The sequence below is a fragment of the Subtercola sp. Z020 genome (assembly GCF_002931235.1).
In the GTDB taxonomy this organism is placed as follows: Bacteria; Actinomycetota; Actinomycetes; order Actinomycetales; family Microbacteriaceae; genus Subtercola.
Window position 1 is genome coordinate 23,653 of record NZ_PSTT01000103.1, and the last position, 20,636, is coordinate 44,288.

Consider the following 20,636-nt stretch of genomic DNA (forward strand, 5'->3'; position numbering starts at 1 on the left):
CGTTCGTACCCGGGACCGTGATGCTGACTGTGTTCGATCTGGGTGTAGGTGTGGGGCCGGAGGCGGTTGCTGTCGGGCCGAATGACATCGTCTACACGGCGAACGGCTCAGCCAACACGATCTCGAAGATCGAGAGGATGGGGGCGGGCTTCGTCACCACTGCGAAGTTCGCCGAGCTGGTCGGCGCGCAGCCTCTGGCGCTCGCGATTGACGCCGCGGGCGACATCTACACCGCCAACACCAACAACGGCACCGTCTCGAAAGTCTCCGCAGTCGGTCGAGTCATCGACGTCTTCGCGAAGCTGCCGGCCGGCGGCCACCCTGACGCGATTGCGATCGACAGCCACGGGATGCTCTACGTGGCCGACACCGACCACGACTCGGTCGTCAAGATCGATCCGTCGAAGCCGCTTGCAACCAACATCATCGCCACGTACCAGCTCGCTGCAGGGGCGAAGCCCTTCGGTCTGACCGTGGATGCTCGCGACAACGTGTACGTCACGAACCGTGCAACGAGCACGGTCGACGTGATCCCGGATGGCGCCACCGTCGCGACCACGATCCAGACGATGCCGGTCGGATCGGGTCTGACGGGGATCACCGTCTCGCCGGCGAACGTGCTGCTGACCACGAGCTTCGCGCGCGCTGTGGTGTCGTCGCTTGACCTCACCACGGTGCTGACGCTGACGAAGCCGGTCGCCGATGTCGACCTCGGTGCCAGTGTCTCGGGCTCCTTCACCGCGACCGGAGTCGACCCTCTCACGTTCTCGTCGGCCGACCTACCGGCGTGGCTGACCCTGAACCCCACGACCGGCGCGTTCACGGGCACCCCGCCGACCTCGGGACCGGTGTCGTTCTCCGTGGTGGCGAACAGCCTCGTGGGTGCGAGCAATCCCGTGACGGTCTCCTTCACCGTCATCGGTGCGGCCCCGACCGCAACCCCGACGCCGACGTCGACCCCCGGCCAGACGACACCGCCGACGACCGTGCCGGGAACGGGTGGCGGCGGCTCGACGGGCGGTTCCGCGGGGGGAGGGTCGGGTTCGGGTTCGACAAGTGGCCGGGGCGGCTCGACCGGGTCGCTCGCCCACACCGGCGCTGACGCGGGTGGCGCGGTCGGGCTCGTCGGCAGCGGGCTGGGTCTCGTGGCGCTCGGCATCGTCGTGGGAGTGCGGCGTCGGCGTCGCACGGTCTGAGCCGCCGGTCGACCAGCTGGCCGACGCGGCCGACCCTCCAGCCGACCCGCGTCGGTACATCGGATGGTCCATCAGTCAGTCGTTCCGATGGTCCATCCGTCGATCGATGACCGGAACAGGGGGTCGGTTATGCTGGGGGAGTCGGCGCGCGCGTGCGCGGTGCCGGCAGGGAGGGCTGTCCGAGCGGCCGATGGAGCCAGTCTTGAAAACTGGTGGGCAGAAATGTCTCGCGAGTTCGAATCTCGCGCCCTCCGCAGATGGTCGGGGTGCCCCGCAGGGCCGTTGTTGTGTTCGGTGCCCGGGCGAGTAGGCTGCGGCCATGACGGCAGCCCGGCTCAACTCTGCTCTGCAGCGAGTGCTCACGTGGGTCTACGTGGGGTTTGCGGCAGCAATTTTCGTCGCAGGGATCGTCAAGCTGCTGAATGGCGACAACATCGGGTGGCTGCTTCTGCTCTTCGCGCCGATCACCGTTCTGATCGGACATGTGCGGGTCGCACGCATTCGGGCCCAGCGCGCGAAACCCTCTGAGCTCCCCTAGCGCGGGTGGGGGGGCCTTATGTGGCGGAGCGATGGCGAGGAGGTCGGCGTGGGCGTGACGGGGATCGGTGGGCTGTTCATCCGGAGTCGGGATCCGGAGGCGCGGGCGGCGTGGTACCGGGAGCACCTCGGCGTCGGGCTCGGCCCGGGCGGGAGCTGGGCGCAGGAGGCGGGCGAGACGGTGTTCGCGCCGTTCCCGCGAGACAGCGACTACTTCGCCGCCGATCAGGCCTTCATGCTGAACCTCAGAGTGACGGCCCTCGACGCTCTGGTCGCAGAACTGGAGGCCGCGGGGATCGCCGTCGAGCGGCGCAACGAGTGGGATGCGGGCGGCTACTGGCGCTTTGCGCGCATCCTTGACCCCGAGGGGCTGCCGATCGAGCTCTGGGAGCCGGGCGCCTGACCCGCAGCAGCCGCCTGACCCGCAGCGGTCACCGGGGCGCTCGCCGCGGCCCGCTCGAGCGGCACCAGCGACAGCACGACGCCGGCCGCGAGTGCGCCCAACGCGCCGACGGCCATGTCGCCGATCGTGTCGTTGTACTCCACGAAGATGGCCGAGCTGATGAAGGCGTGGCCGAACCACTCCACCATCTCCCAGAGCGCGCTGACGGCGAGGCCGAACGCGGTCGTGAGAACGATTCCGGTGGCGAGGGTGAAGCGGGTTCCGTCGGGTGATGGATGCCCGGCCGGGTGCGCCAGCACCCCGACCTGGGCGAGCAGCAGGTAGACCATGGCCGCGATCACTCCCGTGCAGGCGATGTGCACGGGGATGTCCCACCACCGCACGCTCGTGTAGAGGTCGAGCACGTTGCTCCAGCCGGCGACCAGCAGCAGCACGCAGAACACGATGTCGAAGGCGGGGCGGGCTCCCACGAACCGCGGCAGCAGCAGACCGGGGAGGAGGAAGGCGAGCACGCCGGCATCCGTCGCCTGGAAGAAGGCCGCCGCAACGATGACGCTGACCAGGCCGATCACGCGGAGGGCATCGGCGACATATTCGGACCCTCCGTGCGGCCGGCGCAGGAAGTTCTCGATCACGACGCGCCGTCGGGGGTCGGCAGGGTGATGACCGCCTGCACCGGCATGTGGTCAGACGCCCACACCCCGCCCGGGCGCGCGGTGTTGATGCCGATGCGCGAGACGTCGACGCCGCGCGACACCACGATCCAGTCGATGCGTTTGCGGTCGCGCCGCGGGTCGCGGTAGTTCGGGAAGGTGCCGAACTCGGCGGTGAGGCGCGTGTGGGCCGCACCCCAGGCATCCTGCAGTCCGCCGCCCTTCAGCAGCGCGGTCAGCGGTGCCGTGTCTTCGCCGCTGTTGAAGTCGCCCGTGATCACGGCGGGCAGCGGCTGGGCCTCGACCAGCGCGCGCAGGGCGTCGGCTGCCCGCACCCGCGACCGGCGCGACATGTTGTCGAGGTGCGTGTTGATCGCGAGGAACCGGATGCCGGTGGCCCGGTCCCGGAACGTCGCCCTCACCAGTTCGCGCGGCGTGATGTTGCCCCACGACCGCGATCCGGGGACGTCGGGTGTGTCGGAGAGCGCCTGCTGCTGCCAGTCGAGCAGTTCGAGCCGGGCGGAGTCGAAGAAGAGCGGAGTGCCCTCCCCCTGCCCGTTCGCATCGCGACCGTGGCCGAGGCGGGTGTAACCGGCACCGAGTGCGCCGCGGAGGAACCTGTCCTGGTCGGCCAGCGCCTCCTGGGTGCCGAGCAGATGGGGGCGCTCTGCATCGAGCAGCGCGGCGACGGCCGGGGCCCTGCCCGCCCAGCGATCGGCGGTGCGCGGCCCGATCGGGGGCATGCGCCGCCGGATGTTGAAGGTCGCGACGTGGAGGAACGGGGCCTGTACCGGCCCGATCATCGGCAGCGCTGTCATGGGTCAACCCTATGGGCGCTGTGGCTGGCGAACCGCTGAGAGCCCCACCGGCTCGCCGACGCCGCGAATCCGGCCGACGCTCCGAACCCCGCCGACGCCGCGAACCCCACCGGCGCGCACGCCGATGGACGACTACCCGAGCCGCCCCGGGCCCGCAAGGCGCCCCGAGAAATGCTCGCAGCCGTTACGATGCTCTGAAGCGGGTGTCTCGGTCACCCGCTGTCTGCCGGTGAACTCCGCAGCCCGAGCACCCCGGAGAGTTGACGACGATGGCAGGCGCACGCGAGGTTCCCGTCGACAAAGTGCTGGGTGGCCGGTACCGGCTCGACGAGGCCATCGGCCAGGGCGGCATGGCGACCGTCTTCCGCGCGCGCGACGAAGTGCTCGGTCGGGATGTCGCGGTCAAACTCTTTCACAACAGTGCTGTCGAGGCGGGCCGCCAGGAGGGTGAGCTCGCCGTGCTCTCGGGCCTCGACCACCACGCCCTCGTGCAGCTGCACGACGCCGGCCTCGACACCGACGACTACGGGCGGTCGCACCGGTACCTCGTGATGGCGCTGGTGAACGGCAGCGACCTGCACCAGCGCATCAAGGCGGGGCCGCTGTCGGCACGCCACATCGCCGAGATCGGTTACGACCTGGCTGAGGCGCTCGACTACATCCACGCGCACAATGTCGTGCACCGCGACCTCAAGCCCTCGAACGTGCTGCTCGTCGACTACGGCGACGGGTCGACCCGCGCCCGCGCCAAGCTGACCGACTTCGGGGTCGCGCTCGCCGAAGACATGGAACGCATGACCGCAGAGGGCGCGACCACGGGAACCGCCGGCTACCTGAGCCCCGAGCAGGCGTCTGGGCGCCCCGTCGGCCCGCCCACCGACGTGTACTCGCTCGGCCTCGTGCTGCTCGAGTGTTTCACCCAGCACCTCGAGTTCGCCGGCAGTGTGGTCGAATCGGCGATGGCCCGGCTGACGCGCGACCCCCTCATTCCCGAGAACCTGCCCGAGCACTGGCAGCAGCTGCTCGCCGCGATGACGGCACGGGACCCGGATGCCCGACCGATGCGGCACGAACTGGTGGCGTTGCTCAAGATGGTCGTCATCGCCGAGAGCGGGCGGCACCGTGACGAAGAGCTCGAGCCTCTCTTTCCCGAGGGAGTGGCCGGGGCATCCGGAGCCGCGGAGGGCGCCCGCACCGGCGCCGGTGCGCGCTCGGCGCTCGACACCCGCCCCGACGTGCTCGACACGCTGCCCGATGAGGCCCTCGACCGGGTCACCGCGATGGCGGCGCGACTGTTCCGCGCCCCGATCTCCCTGATCAGCGTCGTCGACCACGACCGCGTCTGGTTCAAGTCCCACTACGAGCCCGATGTCGAGCGCGTGGCGCGAAAGCTCGATCTGACGATGAGCTCGGTGCCGTCGGCCCAGATCGTCGTGGTCGAGGATGCCCGTTCCGACCCGCGTACGAGCGACCACGTTCTCGTGACCGGCCCGCTCGGCATGCGCTTCTACGTGGGCGTTCCGCTGAAACGCGGCGACGGATCGGTCATCGGAACCCTCTGCGTGATGCACTTTTTGCCCGGAACGGCGACCCAGGCCGAGATCGAGAACCTCGAAGACCTGGCCGCACTGGTGGTGAGCCAGCTGGAGCTGCGACAGGTGGGGCTCCGCACGACGACCGAGATCGAGACGGCGCTGCCGGTTCCGGCGCGTTCGGCAGAGGCCGGCACCGCGTAGCGGCTCAGCGTGACTGGCGGCGCTTGCCCACTCGGGGAGCGCCCTTGACGGCCGGCGCGCGGCCCTTTCCCTTCGAGGCCTTCGCCTTGCCTCCCGGTGGCGGAACGTCGGCGGCGGCCGCTGCGGCCGACTTCGCCCACTGCACCAGTGTCGTCTTCAGCAGCGCTTCACCGGCCGGCGTGAGCGTCGTGGTCGGAGCCGCATAGTCGAACAGCGGATAGCCGAGTTCCGCCTCGAGCTGCTTGATCGACGCGATCAGCGTCGCCCGCGAGACGCCCTGCGAACGGGCGGCGTGGGCGAAGTGCAGTTGCTCTGCCGCTTCGACGAAATGGCGCATCAGTTCGCTGTTCACCCGGCCAGACTACGCCCGCGGGCCCGTCGATCACGTAGGGTCGAGGCTGAGGCACCGGCATCCGGAGCCCCGAAAGGTGGCGAACGGATGACCGAACACGAGCTTCACGCGATGTGGGCCTCTGCGCGGCTGCAGATCATCCTGTCGCAGCTGGGGCCGATCGTGCTGCTGACGTCGAGCATCGCTCTCGTGATGGCCGGACTCGGGCACCAGCCCACGCCCATCCGCCTCGCTGCAGCGCTGATCCTGCTGGCGACCGGCATTCTCGGGGCGCTCGTGCAGTTCTCGGCGGCAGCCGAGGCCCAGGCCATTGCGGCCGACCTCGGGGCCCTGGGGGCGCCGAGCGCGGTGAGCCGGCGTATCGTCGCGCAGGCGGGGTTCGCGAATGTGGTGAAGTTCGTGACGCCGACGATCTTCGTGCTGACGTTCCTTGCGCTGCTCTGGGCGATCTTCGCCCCGCCGGCCCTCGGTGGAATGCAGTAGGCCGAGTCAGTAGCGCAGGGCGCCGGTCCCGTCGAAACGGGCGGGTCGGGCATCCAGAACCCATGCCGGGTCGATGGCCCCGAAGATGTGCGGGTAGCTCTGGCTGTCGGATGCGGCCTCGTGACGAACGGTGGTGCCCGCCGCTTCGATCACCGCGTCGTCGAGCACCAGCACGACCAGGGGCGCCGTCTCGTCGGAGTAGAACCGCCGAGCCGTGCCGTCGAGCTGCTCTGCGGTGGAGGCATGGATGAAGCCCTCCTCGGCGAGCGAGGCGGTTCGGGTCGACGTGGTGTACGCGCCGGAGGCCTGGGCGGCCTGCCAGTCGGCTGCACGTGCGAGGTGGAAGATCTGCATGCGATGAGCCTACGGGGCCGCTCTGGCGCCGACGGCGGGGGTGTGTCGACGGGTCGTTGTGGTGTCGGCTATGATTGCTGAGGCAACACGCATGGAGCTGTCGCATAGTTCGGCCTAGTGCACCACCCTGCTAAGGTGGAGTGGGCGTCAAGCCCACCGTGGGTTCAAATCCCACCGGCTCCGCACTTTTTTACCCGGCGATCCCCGATCAGCGGGCCTCTTGGCATAGCGGTTCGCGCGTGCCCTGAGCCTCCGGGCACCCGCCACCCCTCACAACCGGCTTGACCGACGGTTTCTGGGTGTCTGTCAACCCGTCGCCCCCCAGTGTGGGAGACGTAGAGTGAGTGTGGCCGACATCGCGGCCCTGCGTCGTCTCCCCCCGATCCCGGGTTGCGTCGTAGCCGCTCCCCGGGGGCGGTTGCCACGATCCACCCGTTGTCAGGAGTCTCATGCAGATCATCAAAGCCCGTGTCGACGGCCAGATCTTTCTTCTCCGTGCCGGCACCGACATTGCCGCCCTCAAGTCGTCGATCGTCGCGGCGGTGCGGCACGGAGCCGACTTCGTCGACTTCGACACCGCAGGGCGGGGCCTGATCTCTGTGCTGATCACCCCGACGATCCCTGTGCGGTTCGAGATCGTGGAGCGCTCGCAGGAGCAGGTCGACGACTGGCAGGAGAACCCGCCGTCGATCGACGGACTCGTCGACGCCGAGACCTACCTCACCGACCACGATCACTAGGGCGTTCTGTCAACGGGCTGCATATGAGCAGAGCGGCCCGCTGAATACAACCCCCTTGTGCTCCAATTGCCGGGCATCACGCGTTTGGGTCAATAATTGGGGTGCGAGTCCGGGCCGTTTTCTTGCGGTGCTCGTGAGCGACCCCTCCGGTAACCACGACAGGGGGAATCCCATTGGGCACGCTGAGCTACGACGCCACTCTGAAGATCGACTTTGACGACCGCACCCTCGCCCACCTGCAGATCGTGATCGGAGCGAAGCTGCGCCGGGGCGAGGCGTTCTACTTCTCCTGGCGCGACGAAGACACCACGGGCGACGGGAGAACGACCATCTGGCTGCATCCCGCGCTGCCGCTGGTCTACAAGTACTTCGGCAGCAAGATGCCCCGCATCAACCCCGCGTGGATCCAGCGACTGACCGAGGCGGCGAACTCCAATGCCGGGCTGCAGATCGTGGCCGAGCCCGACCCGGTGACCACCGTGACCGGTCCCGGTGAGGCGAAGTAGATGAAGCGCATCAACATCATCTACGGAGGCCAGAACTATACGGTCAGCAATCGCGAACTCGACGATCTGCAGAACGAGATCGCGATCGCGCTGACGTCGAGTGGAGTGGCCTGGCTCACGGTGAACTACGGCGAGGGCAGGCGGCGCGATGCGCACCTGCTGGTCACGCCCGGCGTCGATCTCGCGCTCGTGCCCATTCCCTCGGCCGAATACGATCAGCCGGGCGGATTAGGGCAGGATGGAGTCGACGTACCCGCCGTCGACGCGGAGCGCCCCACCGGTGGTGGCTGACGCCAGCGGTGAGGCGAGATAAGCGACCATGTTCGCGATCTCCTCAGGCTCGATGAGTCGCTGCAGCAGGGACTGCGGGCGGTGCAGCCGCATGAATTCCCGCTGGGCCTCGTTCCAGGGCAGCTCGCGGTCGACGAGTTCGTAGACGAAGTCCTCGACGCCGCCGGTGTGGGTCGGCCCGGCGATCACGGAGTTCACGGTCACCCCCGTGCCGGCCGCCGCCTTCGCGAACCCGCGCGAGACAGCGAGCAGCGCCGTCTTCGACACCCCGTAGTGGATCATCTCGGCCGGGATGACGACGGCCGAATCGCTCGCGATGTCGATCACGCGGCCCCAGCCGGCCTCGATCATGCCCGGCAGGTAGCTGCGGATGAGCCGAACCGCAGAGAGCACGTTCGTGTCGAAGTACCGCTGCCAATCGTCGTCGGTGATCTCGAGGGCGGGCTTCGCCCCGAAGATGCCGAGGTTGTTGACGAGGATGTCGACGGCGGGAACGGCCTCGAGCATCCTGTCGACGCCGTCGCTCTGCGTCACATCGGCGTCGACGCCGCGCACGGAGGCCCGGGGTCGTTCGGCCAGCAGCCGCTCGACCGCCGCGTCGACGGAGGCGGGGCTGCGGCCGTTCACGACGACCGTCGCACCGGCGCCCGCGAGGGTCGACGCGATCGCGTAGCCGATGCCCGACGTCGAGCCTGTCACCAGTGCGGTCCGTCCGCTCAGATCGATCTGCATGCCGCCCACGATACCGCGGCCCTTCCGGGTGTCCCGGCACGAGGGGGTGAGTAGGGTGAGCCGGGTGGAGCATTCAGAAGCCTTCGAGATCGAGCGCCCCCGGCTGACGAACATCGCGGCTCGACTGCTCGCTGACCGGTCCGAAGCGGAGGACATCGTTCAGAATGCCTGGCTGCGCCTCGAACGGGTGCCCGTCGACGTCGTGAGCCTGCCGGCATGGTTGACGACAGTCACCACACGGTTGTGCCTCGACAGGCTGCGGGCGCGCATTCCTGTGCCTAGCGACCCGAGCGTCGCCGCGAGCGAGCGTAGAGGCTCCGACATCGCCCCCGAGTTGCCCGATCCGGCCGACTCGGTCGAGCGCGCAGAGGCCGTGGGGCAGGCTCTGCACGTCGTGGTCGAGACGCTGACGCCCGATGAGCGGGTCGCCTTCGTTCTCGCCGACACGTTCGGGTTCGATTTCGCGAGCATCGCCAGCATTCTGGGGCGGCACGAGGCTGCGGCCCGGCAACTCGCATCCAGAGCCCGACGCAAGGTCGCGGAGCACGACCGGGATGGCCGGGTGACCGACTGGCAGATCGTCGACGCCTTCATGGCTGCCGCGCGGGGAGGCGACCTCGAGCGTCTGCTCGAACTGCTGGCACCCAATGCCAGCATTGCCGCAGACGCAGCAGCGGTGCTGGCGGGCACGCCCGCAGGCATCACGGGGCGGGATGCCGTGGCGGCCTTCTTCAACGGAAGCGCGCGTTCGGCGCTGCCCGTCTTCATCGACGATCGTGCTGGCTCAGCCTGGTTCTTGCGGGGGGTGGCGAAGGTCGTCTTCGACTTCGAGATCGTCGACGGGCGGGTCTCGAGTGTGGTCTTCCGGGCCTCCCCAGACGCTCTCGCGGCGGTCACCGTGCGGAAGGGCGGCGCCGCAGTGGGCGACGGCGGCGCGTCTCTGTCACATCTCTGACCGGCCGTGCGTCAGAGAGGGGAGGGCACAGATCCTCGTGCCCCAGGAGGAGAACGACGTGAAGACCATGACCTGCCGCCAACTGGGCGGCCCGTGCGACGAGCGGTTCGAGCGACAGACCGCCGACGAGGTGATCGAAGCCCAGGACAGGCATTTGAGAGAGGCCGTCAGGGCGGGGGACGCCAGTCATCGTGAAGCGCACGACGAGATGAAGGGTCGCTGGCGGCACCCCCGTCAGTCGATGGCGTGGTACTGGGGAGTGAAGCGCACGTTCGCCGAGCTCGCCGAGGGCTGACATCGCCGACCCGAGGCGGTCAGGCCGCGGGCGGAGTGGGCTCGCCGAGGGAGAGCATCAGGCGGTTCGCCCAGTTGAAGAACGCTGCCCCGTGGATGGCGTCGGCGATCGCGAGGTCATCGAGGCCCGCCTCCCGCAGCTGCCGCACGTTCGAGGCGTCGAAGGCTGTGGGGGTCTCGGTGAGGGCGACCGAAGCGTCGATCACGGCCCGCCACTGCGGGTCATCCTGCGAGGCGGCCGTGCCGTCGTCGAGGAGGCGCTGCACGTCGTCGGGTCGCTTGGAGTGGTGCGCGGCGAACCGGGAATGCACCGAGGCGCAGAAGATGCAGCCGTTCGTGCGCGACGCACTCGCCGCCGAGAGCTCCCGCAGGGCCCGGGTGAGCCCGCCCTTCTCGTTGTAGAAGATGTCGTTGTCGGTGCGCGTGCGCGCGCCGAGAATGTCGGGGTCGCGCACGAGCAGGCGGAAGTAGGGGTTGCTGGCCCGCCTCTTGTCGACGAGGCCGAGGTAGTGGCGCTCGGTGAGCTCGTCGACCGGGAGCGGGGCGAGCCACGGCTCCCAGCCGAGTTCGGCCTGTGTGAAGGCGTTTGGGGCGGCAGTGGAGGCGCTGTCGGCGCCGGCGGCGGAGCGCCGGAGAACGGTCTCGGTCATGCGAGCTCTCCTTTCAGAGCGGTCAGCCCCGCGACCACGCGGAGCTGGAAACTGAGGAACGCGACCAGCTGCGACAACGTCACGATGCCGGTGCTCGACCAGCCGGCGTCGAGCAGGGTCTGCAGCGCCTCCGGGGAGGAGTCGCGCGGCCGGTAGACGAGCAGGTGGGTGTGGGCGAGGGCGGCCGCAAGGCGTTCGCCGACGACCGAGGTGAGTGCGGCATCCGGAGCCCAGAGCAGGCCCGGAGTGTTCTCGATGCTCAGCGGGCCGGCCGGATAGTCGCCGTACGGCCCGCTCGTCGCGGCGCCGGGCAGGGCTGCCTCGAGGGCGGTGAGCGTGGTCGGCGACTCGGCGGCGAGCAGGTCCCGGTAGTAGCCGGCCGTCGGGCTCTCTGACAGTGCCACTGTGAAGTAGGCGACGGCGAGGCGTTCGAGCTGACTCACCTGCTGCAGGTCGTCGGAGGCGAAGAGTGCGTCGAAGCTGGCCTGCGCATTCTTCTTCGCATCGGGTCGCTGGGCGCGGAGCGTGAAGAGCGCGTCGCCGTCGTGGGTTCCGGTCAGGTGGTCGATGACGTCGATGGCCATGGGATTCCTTTCAGGGCGGGGGCGACCGAGCCGGCGAGTAGTTCGAGCGAGCGGAGAACCACCTCGTTCGGCGGGTCGACAGGATGGGGTTGGAAGACGATGTCGGTCGCGAGCGGCAGAATCGGGTCGTTTTCGAGGGAGGCGAGCACCTGCGGCACCGTTCCGATGTGCAGGTCGAGGTAGGCGGCCAGCTCGGCGTCGTCGACGTCGCCCGGCACCGTGACGCCCTGGGCGGCGAGCATCGGCAGCGAGTGGGTGATGCCCTGTGCGCGCCACCGCCGGGCATCCGCCTCGGTGTCGACGACCAGCGCCGAGCGCGACGCCATCACCCGCGGTGCGACGCCGTCTGGCAGGGCGGCGGTGTAGGCCTCGACGAGCGCGACCTGGTCGGCGGCCGATCCGCGGCCGGTGTAGCCGGGTCGCGGCTGCGTGCGGGAGAGCAGCAGGCCGTGGCCCTCGCTGCCGATCCGCGCAGCGCCGCGGGCGGAGAAGGTCGCCTCCCACAGCGTGTCGACGAGACCCGGTGCAGGCGGGTAGAGCGCGCCGTCATCGATGGTGAGCGTCTCGCCGCGAAGCGCCCGCAGCACCGTCTGCTTGTTGGCCGCGTATGTCGCCGGCCGGTCGTCGACGTCGAGGCCGAAGGGGGGAAAGGATGTCGCGGTGCCACCCGAGCCGATGCCGAGCTCGAAGCGGCCGTCGCTGAGCGTCCACAGCACGGCGGCGTCTTCGGCGACCCGCAGGGGTGCCTCGAGCGGAAGGGTGACGATGCCGGTCGCGAGCGTCAGGCGCGAGGTGCGCGCCGCCACCTGGGCCAGGAAGACGAACGGCGACGGCAGGCCGCCCTCACCCTCGTGGAAGTGGTGCTGCGCCACCCAGCCGGTGTCGAAGCCGAGCTGCTCGGCGTGCTCGAACTGGGCGAGGGCGTTGCGGTAGCGCTCGCGGGGCGGGGCGTCGCCGAGCAGGCGGGTGAAGAATCCGAGGCGGGGAGAGGTCATGAGGGGTTCGCCTTTCCGAGGTAGGCCTCTTGGATGTGGGGGTCGTCGAGCAGTTCGCGGGCGGTGCCCTGCAGCACGATCTCGCCGGTCGCGAGCACGTAGCCGCGGGAGGCGATCGAGAGAGCGAGCTCGGCCTGTTGTTCGACGAACAGCACGGCGACTCCGAGTTCGCGGTTGATGCGCACGATCTCGTCGAGCACCTGGTCGACGAGCTTGGGGGAGAGCCCCATGGTCGGTTCGTCCATGCAGATCAGCTTCGGTCGGCTCATCAGGGCGCGGGCGAAGGCGAGCATCTGCTGCTCGCCGCCCGAGAGGGTGCCGGCCTCCTGCCGGCGACGTTCGGCCAGCCGCGGGAAGTGCTCGCGCATCCGTTCGAGGTCGTCGGCGATGCCGGCGCGATCGGAGCGGGTGTAGGCACCGGCGAGCAGGTTCTCGTCGACGGTCATCTGCGGGAAGACCCGCCGGGCTTCCGGAACGGAGGCGATGCCGCCGATCACGCGGCGCCTCGTGGAGGCGTGGGTGATGTCACGGCCCTCGAAGCGCACGGTGCCCGACTTCACCTTGATGAGGCCGAGGATCGTCTTCATCGTCGTGGACTTGCCGCTGGCGTTGCCGCCGAGCAGCGAGACGATCTCCCCCTCGCCGACGGTCAGGCTGTTTCCGCGGAGGGCGTGGAACGGGCCGTAGAAGACGTTGACATCGTCGAGGGCGAGCAGGGCGGTCATTCGGGGGCTCCCGGGTTCGGATCGCGGGCGGGTTCGCGACGTCTTCCGATATAGGCCTCGATCACCGCTGGGTTCTGGCGCACCGCCTCGGGCGCGCCCTCGGCGATGATGCGCCCACCGTCCATCACGATGACCCGGTCGGAGACGCGCATCACGAGATCGAGCTTGTGCTCGACCAGCAGGATGGCCTGGCCCTCGGCCTTGAGGTCGAGCAGCTGCTCGAGCACCTCGGTGGTCTCGGACTGGTTCATGCCGGCGGTCGGTTCGTCGAGAACGAGCAGCCGGGGCCGGAGCGCCATCGCCCGCGCGATCTCGGTGCGACGGCGGTTGGCGTAGCTGAGAGAGTAGGCGGGGTCGTCACGGCGCGGGCCGAGGCGGGCCTCGAAACGGTGGATCTCGGCATCCACCGCCGAAGCCACCTGCTTCTCTTCGCGCCGGGAGCCCGGAGTGCCGACGATCGCGACGAACAGCTCGCCGAGCAGCGGGATCCAGCGCAGCAGGAAGATGTTCGACAGCCCGCGGAACGGCCGGCTCGCCCGCAGGGTGGAGTGCAACCCGACCTCGATGTTGTCTGCCACGGAGAGGGTGGCGAACACGCGGCCGTTCTGGAAGGTGCGGGCGATGCCGTGTTCGGCGATGCGGGCGCTGTCGGCCTTCTCGATTCGGGTGCCCTCCAGCGTGATCGTGCCGGCGTGCGGCCTGATGGTGCCGGTGACGAGGTTGAGGGTCGTCGTCTTACCCGATCCATTCGGACCGATGATCGACACGACCTCGCCCGGGGCGACGCTGAACGAGACGCCGTCGACCGCTTTGAGGCCGTCGAAGTGACGTTCGAGGCCGGTCACCTGAAGCAGGCTCTCGCTCATGACTTTCTCACCAGGATTCCGCCCGGCCGGAACCTCACCACGAGGATCAGAACCAGGCCGTAGACGATGATGCGGAGCTCGGGCGTGAACCGCAACAGCTCCATGGCGCCGATCAGGATGATCGAACCGATGACGGCGCCGTAGGACAGGCCGACCCCGCCGAGGATCACGATGGTGACCACGAGCAGCGACATCATCATCGTGAAGATCGTCGGATCGATGTAGGTGTACTGGTGGGCCAGCAGCGACCCGCCGACGCCGGCGAAGAACGCCGAGACCGCGAAGGCCAGCGCCTTGTAGTTGCGCCCGCGCACCCCCGAGGCGAGAGCCGCCACCTCGTCGGCCCCGACAGAGGAGATCACCTTTCCGAGATGCGAGCGGCGGAGGCGCCACATGATCACGAGGGTGATCACGAGCACCACGAAGTCGATGAGGTAGTAGGCCAGCGGCGTCGAGAGGGGCGTGCCGAAGAACGTCGGCACGGGAATGTTGTAGAGGCCCTGCGGGAACACGAGCTGGATCACGGCGACGATCGCGATGCCGAGCCCGAGTGTGGCGATCGAGATGTAGTGGCCCTTCACGCCCCAGATCGGCGAGGCGAGGATCGAGGCGACGATGGCGGCCACCAGCCCGGAGAGGGGCAGGGCGATCCAGAACGAGAAGCCGAGGTACAGAGTGAGCACCGCCGACATGTACGCGCCGATTGCGATCGGGCCAGCCTGGCCGAGGGCGAGCACGCCCGCCTGGCCGGCTGTCACGGTGAATCCGGCTGCGATGATGGCGTAGATCAGCACCTGCGTACCCGTCGTGAGCACGTAGTTGCTTCCGAACACCGGCACGGCGACGCCGAGCACCACGAAGGCGACCGGCCAGACCCAGCGCGGGATGCGGAGGGGCCTGCCCTTGCCGAGGAAGGTGCCCGTCAACGGTTCGGCCGACAGCAGAGGCACCTTGCCGAACAGGCCGCCGGGCCGCACGATCAGCACGACGATCAGCACCACGAACACAATGATCTGTCGCGCGGTGTCGCCGAAGAAGTGGATGCCGAAGGCCTCGAGAATACCCAGCACGAACCCGCCGACGACGGCCCCGACCAGCGAGCCGAGCCCGCCGAGGGTGGCCGCGACGAAGGCGGTGAGGCCGATGTTCAGGCCCGAACCCGGGTTCGCGACGCCCACGTACAGGGCGATGAACACGCCCGCGAGCCCGCCGAGGGCCGACGCGATGACGAACGAGACGTTCTGCACCAGCCCGACCGGGATGCCCATCTGCAGCGCGGCCTCCTGGTCCTGCGAGGTCGCCCTGATCGCCCGGCCGATCTTGCCGTACTTCAGAAAGAGCGCCATCGCAGCCATGATCACGACGGTGGTGCCGAGCATCACGACATCGGAGGTGCCGAACCGCGTGCTGCCGATCGCCAGGTTCGACGTGGGCAGCACCTCGGGAAAGACCTGGAACTGCGCGGTGAAGGCGATCTGCGAGACGTTGTCGAGAATCTGGGAGACCGCGTAGGTCGAGAGCATCGCGGCCAGGGGCAGGTACTTCGCGAGCGGCCGCACCACCGAGATGTTGATGACGAAGCCGAGCGCCGCGCAGATCAGCAGCACGAGCGGCAGGGCGATGTAGAAGGGGAGCCCGAGCTCAGAGACGAAGAACCACGAGAGCATGGCGCCCAGGCCGAAGAACGAGAACTGGGCGAAGTTGACGACGTTCATCACGCCGAAGACGAGGGAGATGCCGACCGCCCCGAGGGCGTAGACGTTGCCGCGGAGCAGGCCGGCGATCAGGGTGTCGGTCAACTCGCTGCGACCCACTTACCGCCGGTCAGGATGGTCGGGGTGAGCTCGGGGTTCGCCACCCGACGGGTGGACGGGTCGAGGGTGATGGTGCCGTAGACCACGCTCGGAACGTCTTTCACCTGCTTGAACCCGTCGAGGATGCCCGCACGCGTCGTGCCACCGGCCTTGGCCGCGGCGACGGCCACGTACAGGGCGTCGTAGGCGCCGGCCTCGAAGCTGGTCACGGCCGTCTCGTTCGGGTACTTCGCCCTGAAGGCCGCGACGAACTTCTGCACGTCGGCGTCGGGGTTCGTCTCGATGAACTGGGCGGCGATGACCGAGCCCTCGGCATCCGGCGTGCCGTCGAACGACTGCTCGTCCTGGCCGCCGTAGAACGTCTTGTCGTAGCCGATCGCGCGCAGCTGGGTCACGATCTTCGCGGCGTCGGGGCCGTATCCGAGGTGCACGAAGGCGTCGGGGTTGCCGGCGACCGCCTTCGAGAGGGAGGGCCGGTAGTCGTCGGAGGTGTCGAGCACGCCCTCGGCGTCGACGATCGTCAGGCCGATCTTCTCGGCCTCGCCCTTGAAGGCGTTGTAGGCCGGGATGCCCCAGTCCGCCGTGTTCAGGTAGGTCAGGCCGACCGTGTTGATGCCCTGCTTCTTGATGTAGTCGGCGGTCCAGACGTAGGTGGCCGTCGTGGTGATCGAGGTCGACCACTGGTAGTCGGAGCCCTTGGCCGTGAAGTCGGGGTTCGAGTTGTTGAACCCGTACTGCACGAGCTGGCCCTGCGTGTAGATCGGCGAGGCGGGGATGGATGCCGCCGACGAGTAGTCGCCGAACACCAGGCTGATGTCGGGGTCGCCGACGAACTTCTGCGCGACCGCGACAGACTGCTTCGGGTCGGACTGCGAGTCTTCGTACTTCAGGGCGACCTTCTTGCCGTTGATGCCGCCGTTCGCGTTGACCTCGTCGACGGCGAGGTCGAATGCCTCCTTGAACTGCTGGCCGTACTGCGCGTACTGGCCCGTCTGGGCGGCGGAGACGCCGAAGTAGACCGTGCCGTCGGCGGAACCGGATCCGCCCCCGCCCGCTGCGTTCTCTGCGGTGCTGCACGCAGCGAGACCCATGATGGCGAGGGTGGCGAGGGAGGTCGCTGCTGCGCGTCGGAGGATCTTCTTCATGGCGGGAGACTTTCTGATGGGTGTTTGCGAGAAGGACCGGTGGGTGACCGGTGAGTACTTTCGCAATGCTAATCAGCGCTCGGCGCCCTGCTACCCCTGGCTGTAACACTCCGCCACAAAGGTGCGGTCGCTGTCGGGCGTCGCCGGGTGCGGCGGCTGGTGGGCCTCGGCGAGTGCTGTGCTACCGGGCCTCGGCGAGATCTTCGCCGAGTGCTGTGCCGGAGGCCCAGGCGGTCGGCACAGCCGAGCGGGCGCCCCACGCGTCGCCGCAGACGGCGATCCGGCCTGCGAGCAGGTAGGGTCCGTCGTGCTGTGCGGCGGGCGACGAGAAACTCCAGCGATGCGCGAGGGTCGAGGTCGGTTCCGTGCTGATGCCGAGCAGCGCGCGCACGGCCGCCACGACGGGCGCGATGCCCGAATCGGGGTGGGCGAGGTGTTCGCGGGCGAAGTCGGCGGTCGTGTGGGCGACGAGCACGGGTGCCGCGTCGCCGCGGCGGTCTCCGTCGTCGGCCACGAAGGCGAGCACGGGGGAGTCGTCGACGAAGATGCCGTGCAGGCTCTGGGGCCACTGCCGTTCGGCCCAGGCGAGGGCGACGGAGAGGGTCGGCTGCCAGCCGTCGGCGCCCACCAGCTCGGCCCCCGCGGGGGAGTCGGGCGCGAGCATCCGTTTCGCCTGCGGGTCGGGCATCGCCAGAACGACGTGGTCGTACTGGATGCCGTCGACCTCGCCGCTCTCAGAGACCGAGGTGATCTCGTGCTCGAGGTCGACGGCGACCCCGTCGGCGCGGAGGCGGTCGTCCAGGTCGCTGGTGAGGGAGCGGAGGCCGGCGGGCGCGGCGAACCGCAGGGGGCCCTGTTTGGTCGTGCGGCTGCCGTCGGCGGCGATCGCGTCGAACGTGTCGGTCCAGGGGCGGGCGAGGCCGCGGTCGAGCCAGTCGTCGACGACGACGCGGAATCCCGAGTCCGCTTCGTTCGGCACGGTGAAGTAGCGGGCGCCCGTGTCGACGGGGCGGGCATCCAGGCGCTTGGTCGCCAGCCGGCCGCCGACCACCCGGCCGCGGTCGACCACCCGAACGCTCACGCCACGGTCGTGCAGGGCGCGCGCGCAGGCGAGCCCCGAGATGCCGGCGCCGACGACGAGAACGGAGGGGGAGGGGGCTGGAGTGGTCATGCTCCCATCCTCTCCTGCACAGGTGGCAGACCGGCCGAAGTTTCTCCCATCTGCGGGAACTAACCGCGCCGCTCCGGCGTTCTTCCTACTGTGGGCAGCAGCCAGCTGTCCCGAAGCAAGGAGTACCCCGCATGACCACCGAGTACCGCAAGAACGAAGCCGCCGTTGCGAAGCTGACCCGCAACCAGTACGCCGTGACGCAGGAGAACGCGACGGAACCGGCCTTTCGCAACGCCTTCTGGAACAGCCACGACGACGGCATCTACGTCGACGTCGTCTCGGGCGAACCGCTGTTCGCCTCGACCGACAAGTACGACAGCCAGTCGGGCTGGCCGAGCTTCACCCGCCCTATCGACCCCGCCAACGTGGTGCGCCGCGACGACAAGACCTACGGCATGGTGCGCACGGAGGTGCGTTCGGCCAACGGCGACAGCCACCTCGGGCACCTGTTCGACGACGGGCCCATCGAAGACGGCGGGCTGCGCTACTGCATCAACTCGGCGGCGCTGCGCTTCATCCCGCTCGACGCGCTCGAGGCGGAGGGCTACGGTGACTACCGCAGCCTGTTCGTGAGCGCGGCGGGCGTTGCTGCAGGTTCAGACACCGACAACCACACGAAGGAGGCCTAGCCATGGCGACAGAGACCGCGATTCTGGCGGGCGGATGCTTCTGGGGGGCGCAGCAGCTGCTGCGCCGGCGCCCGGGAGTCATCTCGACCCGCGTCGGGTATTCCGGCGGCGACACCCCGAACGCCACCTACCGCAACCACGGCGACCACGCCGAGGCCGTCGAGATCGTCTTCGACCCCTCGCTGATCTCCTACCGCGACCTGCTGGAGTTCTTCTTCCAGATCCACGACCCGTCGACCCGTGACCGCCAGGGTTACGACGTCGGGCGCAGCTACCGCTCGGCGATCTACTACACGAACGACGACCAGCACCGGGTCGCGCTCGACACGATCGCCGACGTCGACGCCTCGGGCCTCTGGCCGGGCCCGGTCGTCACCGAGGTCGAGCCCGCCGGCGCCTTCTGGGAGGCCGAAGACGAGCACCAGGACTACCTGGAGAAAGACCCGGGCGGCTACACCTGCCACTACGTGCGCCCGGGCTGGAAGCTCCCGCACCGCGAGCAGGTCGCGGGCTAGGGTTCCGCGGGCGGCACCGGGCGTGCGGGAGCGCGTCCGGGGCTCGGCTCCCCGGGAGCGCGTCCGGTGTTCGGCTTCCGAAAGCGTTTCCGGTGCTCGGCTCCCGGCACTCCCGGAAGCGCCAGCCGCCGGGTCGTGGCGCGCTGTCGGCCCTGCGCCGGGCAGCCATGCGCCGGGTCGTGGCGCGCTCTCGGCCCTGCGCCGGGCAGCCATGCGCCGGGCCGTGGCGCGCTGGCGGCCCTGCGCCGGGCCGCGCCTGCCGCCGGCCTCCCAGTCTGCGCCGCCTAAAATGGGCGGATGACCCCGACCCGCCGACAGTTCATGGTGCGGCGACTGGTGGTTCTCGGCATCCTGCTGATCGTGGTCGTGACGGGCATCTACGTTCCCGTGGTGCTCACGGCGCCCCTCCCGGCCGCGGCGGCCACCCTCGAACTCCCCGCCATCGCGGTCGCGCCGGCCGCGACCGTCACGACGCCCGGCGTGGGTTCGAGCGCCATCGCGCTGCAGGGCTCGGCCGACGTTCTCGCCTCCAGCGGGCAGACCGGGCCCGTGCCCATCGCGAGCGTCACGAAGATCCTGACTGCGCTCGTCGTGCTGCAGGCCAAGCCGCTGACACTCGACGACAACGGTCCCAGCATCACCATGACCGCCGCCGACGTCGCCTTCCTCGCGTCGACGCGCGCCGCCGGCGGCTCGTACGTGCTCGTCAACGAGGGCCAGGTACTGACCGAACGCCAGATCATCGACATCATGCTGCTGGAGTCCGCCAACAACTACAGCGAGACGCTTGTCACCTGGGCGTTCGGGTCGATCCCCGCCTATCTCGACGCCGCCCGCACCTTCATCAGCGCCAACGGTCTCACCGGCACCAACGTGGTCGACTCCAGCGGGCTGGACCCGGCGAGCGTCTCGACGACGACCGACCTGCTGAAGCTCGCCTCGCTCGCGCTCGCGAACCCGGTGCTCGCGGCCGTGGTGTCGACGCCGAGAGAGAGCGTTCCGGGCCTCGACCAGCTCGACAACACGAACACCCTGCTCGGCACTGACGGCATCGATGGGCTGAAGACCGGAACCACCGACGAGGCCGGCTCCTGCCTGCTCTTCTCCGCCGACTTCACGGTCGGCGGCACCTCGCTCAGCGTCGTCGGCGTCGTGCTCGGGGCGGCGACCTCAGAGTCCGCCCGCCAGGCGGTCGTCGCCCTGCTCGACAGCACGAAGGCCGGCTTCACCGACGTTCCGCTCGCCACCGCCGGGCAGGTGGTCGGCGACTACACGACGGAGTGGGGCGAAACGGTCCCCATTGTGGCGGCCGAGGATGCCGGTACCGTCGTCTGGTCGAGCGCCCCCGTGACCGTGGCCGCCGACGCGGTGCCCCTCGCCGAGGGCGCGGCCGGATCCCCCGCAGGCGACCTCCGCTTCGCCGTCGACGGCGCAACCGTCACCGTGCCCCTCCGCCTCGACGCCGCCCTCGCCGGCCCCGACCCCCTCTGGC

26 protein-coding genes and 2 tRNA genes are annotated in these 20,636 nt (G+C 69.3%); 15 read left to right on the plus strand and 13 right to left on the minus strand.

Annotated elements, in window-relative coordinates:
* Positions 1 to 29: 29 nt before the first annotated feature.
* The 4 genes from C5B96_RS13505 (at position 30) to C5B96_RS13520 (ending at position 2,136) form a co-directional block, all read left to right on the plus strand.
* Positions 30 to 1,196 carry a putative Ig domain-containing protein gene (locus tag C5B96_RS13505; protein ID WP_233189202.1) on the plus strand — a complete coding sequence of 389 codons (1,167 nt, stop codon included), beginning with the start codon at positions 30 to 32 and terminating at the stop codon, positions 1,194 to 1,196.
* A gap of 169 nt (positions 1,197 to 1,365) precedes the next feature.
* Positions 1,366 to 1,450: transfer RNA gene (locus C5B96_RS13510), tRNA-Ser, on the plus strand.
* Positions 1,451 to 1,515: 65 nt separating this feature from the next.
* Positions 1,516 to 1,734 carry a hypothetical protein gene (locus C5B96_RS13515; RefSeq protein ID WP_104245883.1) on the plus strand — a complete coding sequence of 73 codons (219 nt, stop codon included), beginning with the start codon at positions 1,516 to 1,518 and terminating at the stop codon, positions 1,732 to 1,734.
* Between the two features lie 48 nt (positions 1,735 to 1,782).
* Positions 1,783 to 2,136 carry a VOC family protein gene (locus C5B96_RS13520; protein ID WP_104245907.1) on the plus strand — a complete coding sequence of 118 codons (354 nt, stop codon included), beginning with the start codon at positions 1,783 to 1,785 and terminating at the stop codon, positions 2,134 to 2,136.
* Here the strand turns inward: C5B96_RS13520 and C5B96_RS13525 are convergent.
* Together C5B96_RS13525 and C5B96_RS13530 are read right to left on the minus strand one after the other, a co-directional pair.
* Complete coding sequence (locus C5B96_RS13525) at positions 2,067 to 2,771, minus strand: hypothetical protein (protein ID WP_233189203.1); 705 nt, start codon at positions 2,769 to 2,771, stop codon at positions 2,067 to 2,069. The two genes, C5B96_RS13520 and C5B96_RS13525, sit on opposite strands and share 70 nt — an antisense overlap.
* On the minus strand, positions 2,768 to 3,607 hold the full coding sequence (locus C5B96_RS13530; RefSeq protein WP_104245884.1) for an endonuclease/exonuclease/phosphatase family protein: 840 nt from the start codon (positions 3,605 to 3,607) through the stop codon (positions 2,768 to 2,770). Before C5B96_RS13530 ends, C5B96_RS13525 begins: the two co-directional genes overlap by 4 nt.
* A 269-nt stretch (positions 3,608 to 3,876) precedes the next feature.
* Between C5B96_RS13530 and C5B96_RS13535 the strand changes: the two genes are divergently transcribed.
* Positions 3,877 to 5,343, plus strand: coding sequence for a protein kinase (locus tag C5B96_RS13535; protein ID WP_104245885.1), 1,467 nt, complete (start codon positions 3,877 to 3,879; stop codon positions 5,341 to 5,343).
* Positions 5,344 to 5,347: 4 nt separating this feature from the next.
* On the opposite strand, the gene C5B96_RS13540 is transcribed toward C5B96_RS13535, so the two are convergent.
* Positions 5,348 to 5,695: a LysR family transcriptional regulator gene (locus tag C5B96_RS13540; RefSeq protein ID WP_104245886.1), complete on the minus strand. Its 348-nt coding sequence runs from the start codon at positions 5,693 to 5,695 to the stop codon at positions 5,348 to 5,350.
* 87 nt (positions 5,696 to 5,782) lie between these two features.
* Between C5B96_RS13540 and C5B96_RS13545 the strand changes: the two genes are divergently transcribed.
* Positions 5,783 to 6,178, plus strand: coding sequence for a hypothetical protein (locus C5B96_RS13545; RefSeq protein ID WP_104245887.1), 396 nt, complete (start codon positions 5,783 to 5,785; stop codon positions 6,176 to 6,178).
* A 6-nt stretch (positions 6,179 to 6,184) separates the two neighbouring features.
* On the opposite strand, the gene C5B96_RS13550 is transcribed toward C5B96_RS13545, so the two are convergent.
* The gene (locus C5B96_RS13550; RefSeq protein ID WP_104245888.1) at positions 6,185 to 6,532 is read right to left on the minus strand and encodes a DUF952 domain-containing protein; all 348 of its coding nucleotides are present in this window, start codon (positions 6,530 to 6,532) and stop codon (positions 6,185 to 6,187) included.
* A gap of 93 nt (positions 6,533 to 6,625) precedes the next feature.
* Between C5B96_RS13550 and C5B96_RS13555 the strand changes: the two genes are divergently transcribed.
* The 4 genes from C5B96_RS13555 to C5B96_RS13570 all read left to right on the plus strand — a co-directional run bounded on the left by C5B96_RS13555 (position 6,626) and on the right by C5B96_RS13570 (position 8,069).
* Positions 6,626 to 6,715, plus strand: a tRNA-Ser gene (locus tag C5B96_RS13555).
* Between the two features lie 266 nt (positions 6,716 to 6,981).
* A complete protein-coding gene (locus C5B96_RS13560) occupies positions 6,982 to 7,272 on the plus strand; it encodes a hypothetical protein (protein WP_104245889.1) in 291 nt (96 codons plus the stop codon).
* A gap of 173 nt (positions 7,273 to 7,445) precedes the next feature.
* Positions 7,446 to 7,778 carry an ATP-dependent DNA ligase gene (locus tag C5B96_RS13565; RefSeq protein WP_104245890.1) on the plus strand — a complete coding sequence of 111 codons (333 nt, stop codon included), beginning with the start codon at positions 7,446 to 7,448 and terminating at the stop codon, positions 7,776 to 7,778.
* The gene (locus tag C5B96_RS13570; RefSeq protein WP_199176658.1) at positions 7,779 to 8,069 is read left to right on the plus strand and encodes a hypothetical protein; all 291 of its coding nucleotides are present in this window, start codon (positions 7,779 to 7,781) and stop codon (positions 8,067 to 8,069) included.
* Here the strand turns inward: C5B96_RS13570 and C5B96_RS13575 are convergent.
* Positions 8,007 to 8,801 carry an SDR family NAD(P)-dependent oxidoreductase gene (locus C5B96_RS13575; RefSeq protein WP_104245908.1) on the minus strand — a complete coding sequence of 265 codons (795 nt, stop codon included), beginning with the start codon at positions 8,799 to 8,801 and terminating at the stop codon, positions 8,007 to 8,009. The genes C5B96_RS13570 and C5B96_RS13575 overlap by 63 nt on opposite strands.
* A 64-nt stretch (positions 8,802 to 8,865) precedes the next feature.
* On the opposite strand from C5B96_RS13575, the gene C5B96_RS13580 reads away from it, so the two are divergent.
* Both C5B96_RS13580 and C5B96_RS13585 read left to right on the plus strand, forming a co-directional pair.
* Entirely contained in the window at positions 8,866 to 9,756 is an 891-nt protein-coding gene (locus C5B96_RS13580; protein ID WP_104245891.1) for a sigma-70 family RNA polymerase sigma factor, read from the plus strand.
* Between the two features lie 67 nt (positions 9,757 to 9,823).
* Complete coding sequence (locus tag C5B96_RS13585) at positions 9,824 to 10,051, plus strand: hypothetical protein (protein WP_233189204.1); 228 nt, start codon at positions 9,824 to 9,826, stop codon at positions 10,049 to 10,051.
* Positions 10,052 to 10,070: 19 nt separating this feature from the next.
* On the opposite strand, the gene C5B96_RS13590 is transcribed toward C5B96_RS13585, so the two are convergent.
* The 8 genes from C5B96_RS13590 to C5B96_RS13625 all read right to left on the minus strand — a co-directional run bounded on the left by C5B96_RS13590 (position 10,071) and on the right by C5B96_RS13625 (position 18,000).
* Entirely contained in the window at positions 10,071 to 10,700 is a 630-nt protein-coding gene (locus C5B96_RS13590) for an alkylhydroperoxidase domain protein (RefSeq protein ID WP_104245892.1), read from the minus strand.
* Positions 10,697 to 11,284 carry a CMD domain protein gene (locus C5B96_RS13595; RefSeq protein ID WP_104245893.1) on the minus strand — a complete coding sequence of 196 codons (588 nt, stop codon included), beginning with the start codon at positions 11,282 to 11,284 and terminating at the stop codon, positions 10,697 to 10,699. Before C5B96_RS13595 ends, C5B96_RS13590 begins: the two co-directional genes overlap by 4 nt.
* The gene (locus C5B96_RS13600) at positions 11,257 to 12,279 is read right to left on the minus strand and encodes a putative FMN-dependent luciferase-like monooxygenase (RefSeq protein ID WP_104245894.1); all 1,023 of its coding nucleotides are present in this window, start codon (positions 12,277 to 12,279) and stop codon (positions 11,257 to 11,259) included. Before C5B96_RS13600 ends, C5B96_RS13595 begins: the two co-directional genes overlap by 28 nt.
* Positions 12,276 to 13,004, minus strand: coding sequence for an ABC transporter ATP-binding protein (locus tag C5B96_RS13605; RefSeq protein WP_104245895.1), 729 nt, complete (start codon positions 13,002 to 13,004; stop codon positions 12,276 to 12,278). Before C5B96_RS13605 ends, C5B96_RS13600 begins: the two co-directional genes overlap by 4 nt.
* Entirely contained in the window at positions 13,001 to 13,870 is an 870-nt protein-coding gene (locus tag C5B96_RS13610; RefSeq protein WP_104245896.1) for an ABC transporter ATP-binding protein, read from the minus strand. Before C5B96_RS13610 ends, C5B96_RS13605 begins: the two co-directional genes overlap by 4 nt.
* Complete coding sequence (locus tag C5B96_RS13615; protein WP_104245910.1) at positions 13,867 to 15,669, minus strand: ABC transporter permease; 1,803 nt, start codon at positions 15,667 to 15,669, stop codon at positions 13,867 to 13,869. Before C5B96_RS13615 ends, C5B96_RS13610 begins: the two co-directional genes overlap by 4 nt.
* The gene (locus C5B96_RS13620) at positions 15,666 to 16,829 is read right to left on the minus strand and encodes an ABC transporter substrate-binding protein (RefSeq protein WP_104245897.1); all 1,164 of its coding nucleotides are present in this window, start codon (positions 16,827 to 16,829) and stop codon (positions 15,666 to 15,668) included. The genes C5B96_RS13615 and C5B96_RS13620 overlap by 4 nt, the downstream gene beginning before the upstream one ends.
* 181 nt (positions 16,830 to 17,010) lie before the next feature.
* Positions 17,011 to 18,000: an NAD(P)/FAD-dependent oxidoreductase gene (locus C5B96_RS13625; RefSeq protein ID WP_104245898.1), complete on the minus strand. Its 990-nt coding sequence runs from the start codon at positions 17,998 to 18,000 to the stop codon at positions 17,011 to 17,013.
* A 131-nt stretch (positions 18,001 to 18,131) separates the two neighbouring features.
* Here C5B96_RS13625 and msrB point away from each other — a divergent pair, with 131 nt between their 5' ends.
* From msrB to C5B96_RS13640, 3 genes are all read left to right on the plus strand, one after another.
* The gene (msrB, locus tag C5B96_RS13630) at positions 18,132 to 18,629 is read left to right on the plus strand and encodes a peptide-methionine (R)-S-oxide reductase MsrB (RefSeq protein WP_104245899.1); all 498 of its coding nucleotides are present in this window, start codon (positions 18,132 to 18,134) and stop codon (positions 18,627 to 18,629) included.
* A 2-nt stretch (positions 18,630 to 18,631) separates the two neighbouring features.
* Positions 18,632 to 19,144: a peptide-methionine (S)-S-oxide reductase MsrA gene (gene msrA / locus C5B96_RS13635; protein ID WP_104245900.1), complete on the plus strand. Its 513-nt coding sequence runs from the start codon at positions 18,632 to 18,634 to the stop codon at positions 19,142 to 19,144.
* 297 nt (positions 19,145 to 19,441) lie between these two features.
* On the plus strand, positions 19,442 to 20,636 hold a 1,195-nt coding region (locus C5B96_RS13640), incomplete at its 3' end, for a D-alanyl-D-alanine carboxypeptidase family protein (RefSeq protein WP_146078185.1).

Coding starts and splice junctions, on each gene's coding strand:
- C5B96_RS13515 (WP_104245883.1), top strand. CDS start 1,516: ATGACGGCAGCCCGGCTCAACTCTGCTCTGCAGCGAGTGCTCACGTGG.
- C5B96_RS13530 (WP_104245884.1), bottom strand. CDS start 3,607: ATGACAGCGCTGCCGATGATCGGGCCGGTACAGGCCCCGTTCCTCCAC.
- C5B96_RS13535 (WP_104245885.1), top strand. CDS start 3,877: ATGGCAGGCGCACGCGAGGTTCCCGTCGACAAAGTGCTGGGTGGCCGG.
- C5B96_RS13545 (WP_104245887.1), top strand. CDS start 5,783: ATGACCGAACACGAGCTTCACGCGATGTGGGCCTCTGCGCGGCTGCAG.
- C5B96_RS13550 (WP_104245888.1), bottom strand. CDS start 6,532: ATGCAGATCTTCCACCTCGCACGTGCAGCCGACTGGCAGGCCGCCCAG.
- C5B96_RS13560 (WP_104245889.1), top strand. CDS start 6,982: ATGCAGATCATCAAAGCCCGTGTCGACGGCCAGATCTTTCTTCTCCGT.
- C5B96_RS13570 (WP_199176658.1), top strand. CDS start 7,779: ATGAAGCGCATCAACATCATCTACGGAGGCCAGAACTATACGGTCAGC.
- C5B96_RS13575 (WP_104245908.1), bottom strand. CDS start 8,801: ATGCAGATCGATCTGAGCGGACGGACCGCACTGGTGACAGGCTCGACG.
- C5B96_RS13585 (WP_233189204.1), top strand. CDS start 9,824: ATGACCTGCCGCCAACTGGGCGGCCCGTGCGACGAGCGGTTCGAGCGA.
- C5B96_RS13590 (WP_104245892.1), bottom strand. CDS start 10,700: ATGACCGAGACCGTTCTCCGGCGCTCCGCCGCCGGCGCCGACAGCGCC.
- C5B96_RS13595 (WP_104245893.1), bottom strand. CDS start 11,284: ATGGCCATCGACGTCATCGACCACCTGACCGGAACCCACGACGGCGAC.
- C5B96_RS13600 (WP_104245894.1), bottom strand. CDS start 12,279: ATGACCTCTCCCCGCCTCGGATTCTTCACCCGCCTGCTCGGCGACGCC.
- C5B96_RS13605 (WP_104245895.1), bottom strand. CDS start 13,004: ATGACCGCCCTGCTCGCCCTCGACGATGTCAACGTCTTCTACGGCCCG.
- C5B96_RS13610 (WP_104245896.1), bottom strand. CDS start 13,870: ATGAGCGAGAGCCTGCTTCAGGTGACCGGCCTCGAACGTCACTTCGAC.
- C5B96_RS13620 (WP_104245897.1), bottom strand. CDS start 16,829: ATGAAGAAGATCCTCCGACGCGCAGCAGCGACCTCCCTCGCCACCCTC.
- C5B96_RS13625 (WP_104245898.1), bottom strand. CDS start 18,000: ATGACCACTCCAGCCCCCTCCCCCTCCGTTCTCGTCGTCGGCGCCGGC.
- msrB (WP_104245899.1), top strand. CDS start 18,132: ATGACCACCGAGTACCGCAAGAACGAAGCCGCCGTTGCGAAGCTGACC.
- msrA (WP_104245900.1), top strand. CDS start 18,632: ATGGCGACAGAGACCGCGATTCTGGCGGGCGGATGCTTCTGGGGGGCG.